11 protein-coding genes are annotated in these 8636 nt (G+C 64.3%); 4 read left to right on the plus strand and 7 right to left on the minus strand.

Features of this window, described 5'->3' with window-relative positions:
* Positions 1-78: 78 nt before the first annotated feature.
* The 3 genes from G3N58_RS28170 to G3N58_RS28180 are packed head-to-tail and all read left to right on the plus strand — an operon-like array spanning position 79 to position 2715.
* A complete protein-coding gene (locus G3N58_RS28170; protein WP_206000829.1) occupies positions 79-411 on the plus strand; it encodes a cupredoxin domain-containing protein in 333 nt (110 codons plus the stop codon).
* A gap of 52 nt (positions 412-463) precedes the next feature.
* A complete protein-coding gene (locus G3N58_RS28175) occupies positions 464-1309 on the plus strand; it encodes an FTR1 family protein (protein ID WP_167050371.1) in 846 nt (281 codons plus the stop codon).
* Complete coding sequence (locus G3N58_RS28180) at positions 1306-2715, plus strand: 4Fe-4S binding protein (protein WP_205990406.1); 1410 nt, start codon at positions 1306-1308, stop codon at positions 2713-2715. The genes G3N58_RS28175 and G3N58_RS28180 overlap by 4 nt, the downstream gene beginning before the upstream one ends.
* Before the next feature lie 403 nt (positions 2716-3118).
* Here G3N58_RS28180 and G3N58_RS28185 read toward each other — a convergent pair whose 3' ends face one another.
* From G3N58_RS28185 to G3N58_RS28200, 4 genes are all read right to left on the minus strand, one after another.
* Entirely contained in the window at positions 3119-3379 is a 261-nt protein-coding gene (locus G3N58_RS28185) for a hemin uptake protein HemP (protein WP_167050375.1), read from the minus strand.
* 191 nt (positions 3380-3570) lie between these two features.
* Complete coding sequence (locus G3N58_RS28190; protein WP_167050377.1) at positions 3571-4053, minus strand: SRPBCC family protein; 483 nt, start codon at positions 4051-4053, stop codon at positions 3571-3573.
* Positions 4054-4153: 100 nt separating this feature from the next.
* Positions 4154-4552, minus strand: coding sequence for an OsmC family protein (locus tag G3N58_RS28195; RefSeq protein ID WP_167285575.1), 399 nt, complete (start codon positions 4550-4552; stop codon positions 4154-4156).
* Positions 4553-4692: 140 nt separating this feature from the next.
* On the minus strand, positions 4693-5571 hold the full coding sequence (locus tag G3N58_RS28200) for a pirin family protein (protein ID WP_167050381.1): 879 nt from the start codon (positions 5569-5571) through the stop codon (positions 4693-4695).
* 122 nt (positions 5572-5693) lie between these two features.
* On the opposite strand from G3N58_RS28200, the gene G3N58_RS28205 reads away from it, so the two are divergent.
* Positions 5694-6689: a LysR family transcriptional regulator gene (locus G3N58_RS28205; RefSeq protein ID WP_205990408.1), complete on the plus strand. Its 996-nt coding sequence runs from the start codon at positions 5694-5696 to the stop codon at positions 6687-6689.
* A gap of 404 nt (positions 6690-7093) precedes the next feature.
* Here G3N58_RS28205 and G3N58_RS28210 read toward each other — a convergent pair whose 3' ends face one another.
* The 3 genes from G3N58_RS28210 to G3N58_RS28220 form a co-directional block, all read right to left on the minus strand.
* Complete coding sequence (locus G3N58_RS28210; RefSeq protein WP_167050384.1) at positions 7094-7513, minus strand: biopolymer transporter ExbD; 420 nt, start codon at positions 7511-7513, stop codon at positions 7094-7096.
* Positions 7514-7529: 16 nt separating this feature from the next.
* Positions 7530-8264 carry a MotA/TolQ/ExbB proton channel family protein gene (locus tag G3N58_RS28215; protein ID WP_167050386.1) on the minus strand — a complete coding sequence of 245 codons (735 nt, stop codon included), beginning with the start codon at positions 8262-8264 and terminating at the stop codon, positions 7530-7532.
* Between the two features lie 27 nt (positions 8265-8291).
* On the minus strand, positions 8292-8636 hold a 345-nt coding region (locus G3N58_RS28220; protein WP_206000830.1), incomplete at its 5' end, for an energy transducer TonB.

Genomic DNA, 8636 nt, shown 5'->3' on the forward strand with positions numbered 1-8636 from the left:
TCGGTGAATGCAGCAGACGGCGCGCCGGCGTCCGGTGTGGTAGCCGGGGTCGGCGTGCCGTGTTTTCCGGAAAGGCTCATGGGAATCAACCGAAAGATTGCGATGCTCGCGGCGACGTTCTGGCTGGCGGGCGCGGCTCACGCAGCCGACCTGCCGACCTTCAAGCTCGAAATGAGCGACGGCAAGCTGAGCCCGGCGCGCATCGAAGTGCCGGCGGGGCAGCGCATCAAGATCGAGGTGCGCAACACCGGCAAGGGCGCGGCCGAATTCGAAAGCGTGCAGTTGCGCAAGGAGAAGGTATTGGCACCGGGCGCCGATTCGTTCGTCGTGATTGCGCCGCTCGAACCGGGCGAATACAAGTTTTTCGACGATTTCCACCAGCAGGCGCAGGGCGTGATCGTCGCGAAGTAAGCAGTGGCCTCGCACGCGCGCGGGGCAGCAGAAGTATCGAAGGAGAGCTTGAATGGGTCAGATTCTGTTCATCGTGTGGCGGGAAAGTGTCGAGGCGCTGCTGGTCGTCGGCATCCTGTACGCGTGGTTGAAAAACGGCGACGACGACGCGCGCCGCGGCCTGCCGTACCTGTGGGGCGGTGTGGCGGCCGGGATTATCGCGGCGGTCGCGCTTGGTGCGGCGCTGGTCGGTTTCACCGAGGTGCTGTCCGGCGACGCGCAGGACTACTTCCAGACCGCGATGGTGCTGATCGCCTGCGTGCTGATCGTGCAGATGGTGCTGTGGATGAAGCAGCATGGCCGCACGCTGAAACGCGACATGGAACAGTCGCTGCAAAAGAGCCAGCGCGATTCGAACTGGTGGGGCGTCGCGGTGCTGGTCGCGCTGGCGATCGCGCGCGAAGGCAGCGAAACGGTGATCTTCCTGTACGGCCTCGGCTTCGGCCAGTCGGGCCACGTCGACGGCAGCCAGATGCTGGCCGTGGCGATTGGTCTCGCGCTCGCGTTCCTGACCTTCTACGTATTGCAGCTCGGCGGCAAGATCTTCTCGTGGCGGCTCTTTTTCCGCGTCACCGAAATCATGCTGCTGTTCCTCGGCGCGGGCCTGTTCCAGACCGGCGTCGACAAGCTGATCGACAAGGAAATCCTGCCGACGCTCGTCGACCAGTTGTGGAATTCGTCGGCGATCCTTGACGATTCGAGCACCTTCGGCTCGCTCGTCGCGACGCTGACCGGCTATCGCGCGCATCCGGCGCTGATGAACCTGATCGCCTACGCGGTCTATTGGGGCGTCGTCTGGTGGCTCGTGCGCCGCGCAACCCGCAAGCCGGCGCAGCAGGCAGCCGGGCGCGCGGCATGAGTACCGTGATGGCGCCGCGGCCGGGCCGTCTCGCGGCGGCCGGCCAGTGGATGCAGCGTCACGGCGCGGCGATCCGCGGCATCCAGTGGATCGTGGTCGCGGTGTACGCGTTCCTGATTATCGTGCCCGCGCTGATGCCGCTGCCCGACGACACCGCGCATCTGTGGAACAACCTGACGCTCGCCGCGCAGTTCGTGTTCTGGGGCATCTGGTGGCCGTTCGTGCTGCTGTCGATGGTGATGCTCGGGCGCGTCTGGTGCGGCGTGCTGTGCCCCGAAGGCGCGCTCGCCGAATTCGCGAGCAGGTTCGGCCGCGGCCGCGCGATTCCGCGCTGGATGCGCTGGGGCGGCTGGCCCTTCGTCGCGTTCGGCATCACGACGATCTACGGGCAGATGGTGAGCGTCTACCAGTACCCGAAAGCGGTGCTGCTGGTGCTCGGCGGCTCGACCTTCGCGGCGATCGTGATCGGCCTGCTGTACGGACGCGAGAAGCGTGTCTGGTGCAAGTATCTGTGCCCCGTCAACGGGGTTTTTGCGCTTCTGGCGCGCCTTGCGCCGTTTCACTACAAGGTCGACGAAGACGCCTGGCGCCGCTCGTACACGAACGGCGAGCACGGGCATCGCGTGATTCCGATCAACTGCGCGCCGCTCGTGCCGTTGCGCAACATGAAGGGTGCGGCGGACTGCCATATGTGCGGCCGTTGCAGCGGACACCGCGACGCGATTGCGCTGACGTGGCGCAAGCCGTCGTCGGAAGTGGTGCAACTGGGCGACAAGAAGGCGAACCCGTGGGACACCGCGCTGATCCTCTACGGCCTGCTCGGCATCGCGATCGGCGCGTTCCACTGGACTGCCTCGCGCTGGTTCATCGATCTGAAGATGTTCGCCGCGACATGGCTCGTCGATCACGACATCACGTGGCCGCTCGACACCAACGCGCCGTGGTTCCTGTTCACGCATTATCCCGAGCAGAACGACGTGTTCTCATGGCTCGACGGCTCGCTGCTGATCGGCTACATTCTCGCGACGGCGCTCGTCTACGGCACCGCGCTGCTGCTGTTGCTGATGGGCGCGACGCGCATGCTCGGGCGCTTTGACGCAACGCGGCTGCATCATCTGACGCAGGGGCTGATTCCGATTGCCGGCGCGGGCGTGTTCCTCGGCCTTTCGGCGACGACGCTGTCGTTGCTGCGCGCCGAACACGTGCCGCTGTGGTGGGCGTCGGATCTGCGCATCGCGATTCTGGTGATTTCGAGCCTGTGGAGCGCGTGGCTCGCGTGGCTCGTCACGCGCCGCTATAGCGAGCGCTTCGTGCCGCGCGCGCTGGCGCTGCTGTGGTTCGTCGCGGCGCTGGCCGTGGTGAATAGCGCGTGGTGGCTGATGTTCTGGGGCTGGGCGTCGAAGTAGTAGGCGGGAAGTAGGCGAGCGGCGCGCGCCGGCGGCTTCGCGGACTGCCCGGCGTCGGTGCTCGCTCCGCGCAGCCGCCGGCCGACGCGCAGCGCAGCGAACCGTATCGGCCAAAGGAAAAACCGGCAAAGAAAACCCTAGGCGGAAAACCGCAGCACCAAACAGAAAGCCGTGGGATGTCACCATCCCACGGCTTTTCCATTTTTCCGATTCAGCGACACGCGATGTTTGGCGCATCCGCTATCCAGTGAGAACCAAAAAAGCGGCCTGGCTTGCTGCGACGGCTGGCTTGGTGTCTGCACGAAGGGGTCTAGTTCTCGCGTGCAAGCCGTCGTGGCTGGCTAATGCCTAACACCTCTCTGGGAGGTGGTCCCCACAATACCCTGTACTGACCTCTCGTTCCTTACTTCGTCAGAATCAGCTTGCCCAGCCGCGTGGCACGCAACTGGTAGGTCTCGCCGTTATGGACGATGCTGACGTGACTATGACCCTGTAGCAACGCGTCGCTGCGCACGACCCGCTCCTGTGTCTCGCCCGGAGCGTTCTTGCGATCCGGGGCCGGCTTGGCCGATGCGTTGGCCGTCGACGACGTTTTCGGGCGGCTGGTCAGCGCGGCCGCCGGGCGGCGCAGGCCGAGCGTAGAGGAGCGGTTCAGATCGGTCATTCGTTTGAGCTGTTCGTCGATTCGATGGATTTGATTCTAAATGATAACTATTCCTATTTACAAGATAGAGTAATTTATCGGATTTGACTTCCGATAGGTAGGGGGGCGACGCGCCCTGCGAGGATCGAGGGCCGTCGTGGTCACGGCCCTGCGTGGCGTGGCGTGGCACGGGCAGGGCGCCCGCGCGTCATTCAATGCAACGGTCCCGGTTTCTGCTTCGCTACTACGTATTGGCGGATCAGCCGTACCGTGTCGATATCGTTCTCGCGATACGCCGACTTGACGATCTCCTGCGTTTGCACGGCGTCCTGATCGGTCGAGACGGGCAGCGTGGTCGCATACTCGAAACGCAGGAAGAGCTGCAATTCGTCGGGCTGCTCGATCGTCATCGTGAGCGAGCCGCCGACGTGGTCCGCGGTCGGCAGGATGTCGTAGCGCACGCTGCGGCTTTCTTCGAGCGTGACACGGTCGCGCACGGTGGCCTGGCCGTAGTGCAGTTCGCGTTCGAGGACATTGCCTTCGCGCGACAGGATCGTACAGCTGTCGAGGCCCATCACGAACAGTTGCGGCTGCTCGGCGCGCAGCACGAGTCCTTCCCACAACTGTTCGCGGGTCATCGAGTCGACGAAGGGATTCAACGGATCGTTGATCTGGATAAGGTGTTCGAAATTCAAGACGGCTGCGTCCTATGAAAACATTGCAAACGTTGCGATATCCACCGACCTCTGTCGATCTCCGCGGCCCGCTTGCGCGGGCTCGTCCGCCGGACGTCCGTCACGCGACGGCGAGGGCGGAGCGGATCGAGATCGTATGCGTGAGGATCTTGTGGACCGGACACGCATTGGCAATCTGCAGAAGCCGTTCCCGCTGCTCGTCGGACAAGTCGCCTTCGAGCACGATCTGACGGTCGATCGTGGAGCCGGCGTCGCCGGTTTCCAGCGAGAGCTTCACGCGCACGCCGGCCAGCGGCCATTCCTTACGTTGCGCGTACATCTTCAGCGTGATCGACGTGCAGGCGCCGAGGCTCGACAGCAGCAGCGAGACGGGTGTCGGGCCGCGATCGCCACCGCCGAGCGATGCGGGTTCGTCGGCGAGCCACGTGTGCCTGCCGTCGTCGAAACTGACCTGGAAGTTCGTCGAGCCGATGTGGGCGGTGACGGTGGACTCTGCCATGCGTGCTCCTCTGCGGGGACGAAAAAAGCGCCGCGCGTCGCGGTTCGTTGCAACGAACCCGCGGGCGGCGCGACTCAAAGCGTTATTGTGACCGAATTTACAGGCGTTCGCGGCGTGGTCGGCCAAGGCAGCGGCGGGTTTCAGTGCGTAATCGCGCCCATCCGGCCGGCCTGGTAATCGAGCACCGCCTGGCGGATCTCGCCCTCGCTGTTCATGACGAACGGGCCGTAGCGCACCACCGGCTCCTTGAGCGGTACGCCGCCGAGCAGCAGCACTTCGAGCGGCTCCTCGCCGGCCGAGAGCGTGACCGCGTCGCCGTCGTCCTCGAACACGACCATGGTTTGCGCGGCGATTTCGCGACGCGCCTCGCCTTCGCCGTAGATGCCCTTGCCGGACAGCCCGTAAGCGAACACGCGATAGTCGGCCGGCACGGGCTGGCGGATCGTCGCGCCCGGCTGCAGCGAAAAATGCTGATAGAGGATCGGCGTGCGCGTTTCGATGGCGGCTTTCACGCCGAGCGCTTCGCCCGCGATCACCTTCACGCGCACCTTGCCGTCCGCGGAGGTCGCGACGGGGATGCTCGCCGACGGGACTTCCTGGTAGCGCGGCGCGATCATTTTGTCGCGGCGCGGCAGATTCACCCACAATTGCAGGCCATGCACGCGCCCGCCTGTGCGCACGAACGCCGGGTCCGGCATTTCGCTATGCACGACGCCCGCGCCGGCGGTCATCCATTGCACGTCGCCGGCGTGCAGCGTGCCGGAGTGGCCCGCCGAGTCCTTGTGGCCGAACTGGCCTTCGAGCACGTACGTGACCGTCTCGAAGCCGCGATGCGGGTGATCGGGCGCGCCCTTGGCCTCGCCAGGCGCGTAGTCGACCGGCCCCATTTCGTCGAGCAGCAGGAACGGATCGAAATCCATTAAAAGACGCGTCGGAAACGGCCGGTGGACGATAAATCCGCCGCCTTCAACGGTGCGAACCGACGGGAACGTGCGTTCGATCGTGCGTGTCGTGCTCATCAATATCACCTTGAAAAATGGGGAATAGCGTTATTTTTGAAACATGAGGCTATTATAGGGACCGTTTTTCACGGTACCAGCCACCTTCAAGCAATGGATTGTTCTGCTAACGGAACGATGAGATGAAGATCGATTCTCACAACCTGAACGACCTCATGTACTTTTCGCAGGTCGTCGAACATGGCGGATTTTCCGCTGCCGAGCGCGTGCTAGGCATTTCCAAATCGCGTCTGTCGCGGCGGCTCACGGAGCTGGAGGCGTCGCTCGGCGTGCGCCTGCTGCAGCGCTCCACGCGCAAGCTCGCGCTGACCGAGGCCGGCCAGCTCTTCTATCAGCACTGTCAGGCGATGCTGAGCGAGGCGCAGGCGGCGGTCAACGTGGTGCAGCAACTGCGCTCGTCGCCGCGCGGCACCGTGCGCGTGAGCGTGCCGGTCACGATTTCGCAGACCATCCTGTCGGTCATCCTGCCGGAGTTCATGCACCGCTATCCCGAGGTGCGCGTCATCATGCGCGTGACGAATCGCGTGGTCGACCTGTTCGAGGACGCGATCGACGTCGCGCTGCGCGTGCGCTCCGATCCGCCCCAAAACGCCAACATCGTCGTGCGGCCGCTGTGGCGCACGCAGCAGATGCTGGTCGGTGCACCGAGCCTTTTGCAGCAGAATGCACCGCCGCTGACGCCGGCCGACCTGAGCCGCTTCGAAACGCTCGACGTGCCGACGAGCGACGGCCGCCACGTCTACAACCTGATCTCGCCCGACGGCACGCGCCATGTGCACGAACATGAGCCGCGCCTCGTGACCGCCGATCTGATGACGATCCGCGAGGCGGTGCTCGCGGGCGTCGGCATCTCGGCGCTGCCGGAGATGATGTACGGCGCCGCATTGCGGGCAGGGCAGTTGTCGCCGGTGATGCCGGGCTGGAGTTTTCCGACGCCGCAGCTGTACGCGGTGTTCGTCTCGCGCCAGGGGATGGTGCCGGCCGTGCGGGCGTTCGTCGATTATCTGGTCGAGATGCTCGATCAGGATTCTGGCACGCACATCATGGGTGAGTGCCCGGTGCGCGACGAAAAGGTGGCGCAGGCGGCGTCCACGGCTGCCTCGGCAGTTGTCTCATAGCGCCCGCATCGCCCGCGCGTCAGCCGTATCGCGTCGCGCAAATCGTTTTTAGCATTTAAGCGCGGCCTGTCATGGTTACTTTCAATGGCCGTTTGCTTGAATGCGCGCGCCCTCGGGCCTATAGTGAAATCCCTTCGCTAAGGAGTCTCTTATGCGAAAACTCATGGCCGCTATCATAGCGGGCCTGATAGGGCTGACCGCGCTGTCCGTGTCGAGCACGGCTGTCGCATGCGGTGATAGGAGCTATCAGTCTTCGGCCGATGGCAAATGATCCCGCCGCCCGAAGGCGCCGAGTGCGCACAAAAAAAGGCCTTCATCTGACGATGAAGGCCTTTTACTTTTTGGCTCTTGTTTTTTTAGCCCCTGTACAAGGGGCTTTTTTGCGTTTTCACACCGATGCGGCGTTACTTCGCTTTGGGCTGCGTGACGAAGCCGATCTTCGTGAGACCGCCTGCCTGCGCCGCCGACATCACCTGCGCGACTTTCTCGTACGGCACCTTGCGGTCCGCATCGAGATGCAGTTCCGGCTGCGGGTTCGCCTGCGCGGCCGCCGCGATCTTCGCGGCAAGCGCCGCGTCGTCGACCTTGGTGCTGTCCCACAGCACGTTGCCGTCCGCGTCGATCGACACCGTCACCTGCGCGGGCTTCGTGTCTTCCTTCTGGCTGCTCGCGTGCGGCAGATCGATCTTGACCGCATGACGGATCACCGGAATCGTCACCATGAAGACGATCAGCAGAACCAGCATCACGTCGACGAGCGGCGTCATGTTGATCTCGTTCATCAGGCCGTCGTCATCGTCTCCGGCGAAAGGGCTCATTGCCATCGGAATGCCTCGTCGATCAGTTGGCGCGGGTCGCGAGACGCAGGCCGTCGCGGCTACGCTTGGACGACGACAGGCGCGCGCCCGTCACGAAGAACGCATGCAGGCCGTGCGCGAAGCGGGAGAGCTTCGCGACGATCGCCTTGTTGGCGCGCGTGAGCGCGTTGTAGCCGAGCACGGCCGGAATCGCGACGAACAGGCCGAACGCGGTCATGATGAGCGCCTCGCCGACCGGGCCGGCGACCTGGTCGATCGACGACTGGCCGCTCGCGCCGATCGCGAGCAGCGCGTGATAGATGCCCCACACCGTGCCGAACAGACCGACGAACGGCGCCGTGCTGCCGATCGACGCGAGAATCGCGAGGCCGCTCTGCATGCGCGCGACGCTTTCGTCCATCGTGTCCTTCAGGCAGCGTGTGATCCAGTCCGACACGTCCATGCGGTCATGCAGATGCGGCTGCGTTTGATGATGATGGTCGGCCGCTTCCTGGCCCGCCAGCGCGAGCGCGAGGAACGGATTGTCCTGCGGCGTCGAGGAACCGGCGCCGAGCTTTTCCACGCCGTCGGCGAGATCGTCCGAATGCCAGAACGCCTGCTCGGCGTTCTTCGTGAGACGCTTCAGGCGCATCACGTTCCAGCTCTTGACCACGATCACGCTCCACGACATCACCGACATGATCAGGAGCGCAAGCGCGATGCCGCGCGTCACGAAATCCCCTTGCGCCCACACGTGCGCCAATCCGTAGTTTTGCATTGCAATTCCCTGTTTTTGAAAGCTGCTTCAATCGGTCAGATTGAAGTTGAAAGGCTGGGTGTACACGGCCCGCACCGGCTGGCCGTTCTCGAGATAGGGCTTGCAGGCGCTCGCGCGCACGGCGGAGACCGCGGCGTCGTCGAGGCGGCTGAAGCCGCTGCTTTTCTTCAACTCGACGCTCTCGAGCTTGCCCGTCAGACCGACCACGAAGCGCACGTACGCCGTGCCGGATTCGCCGCGCCGTTTCGACAGCATCGGGTACTCGGGCTGCGCGATGTTGCAATCGATGTGCGAGACGTTCTTCGGCGCGGCGATTTCCATCGTCTGCCGGCCGATCGGCGGCGCTGCCGCGGCGGGCGGCGGCGCGGCTTC

It is taken from the genome of Paraburkholderia sp. Ac-20342 (assembly GCF_017104985.1).
Classification (GTDB): Bacteria; Pseudomonadota; Gammaproteobacteria; order Burkholderiales; family Burkholderiaceae; genus Paraburkholderia.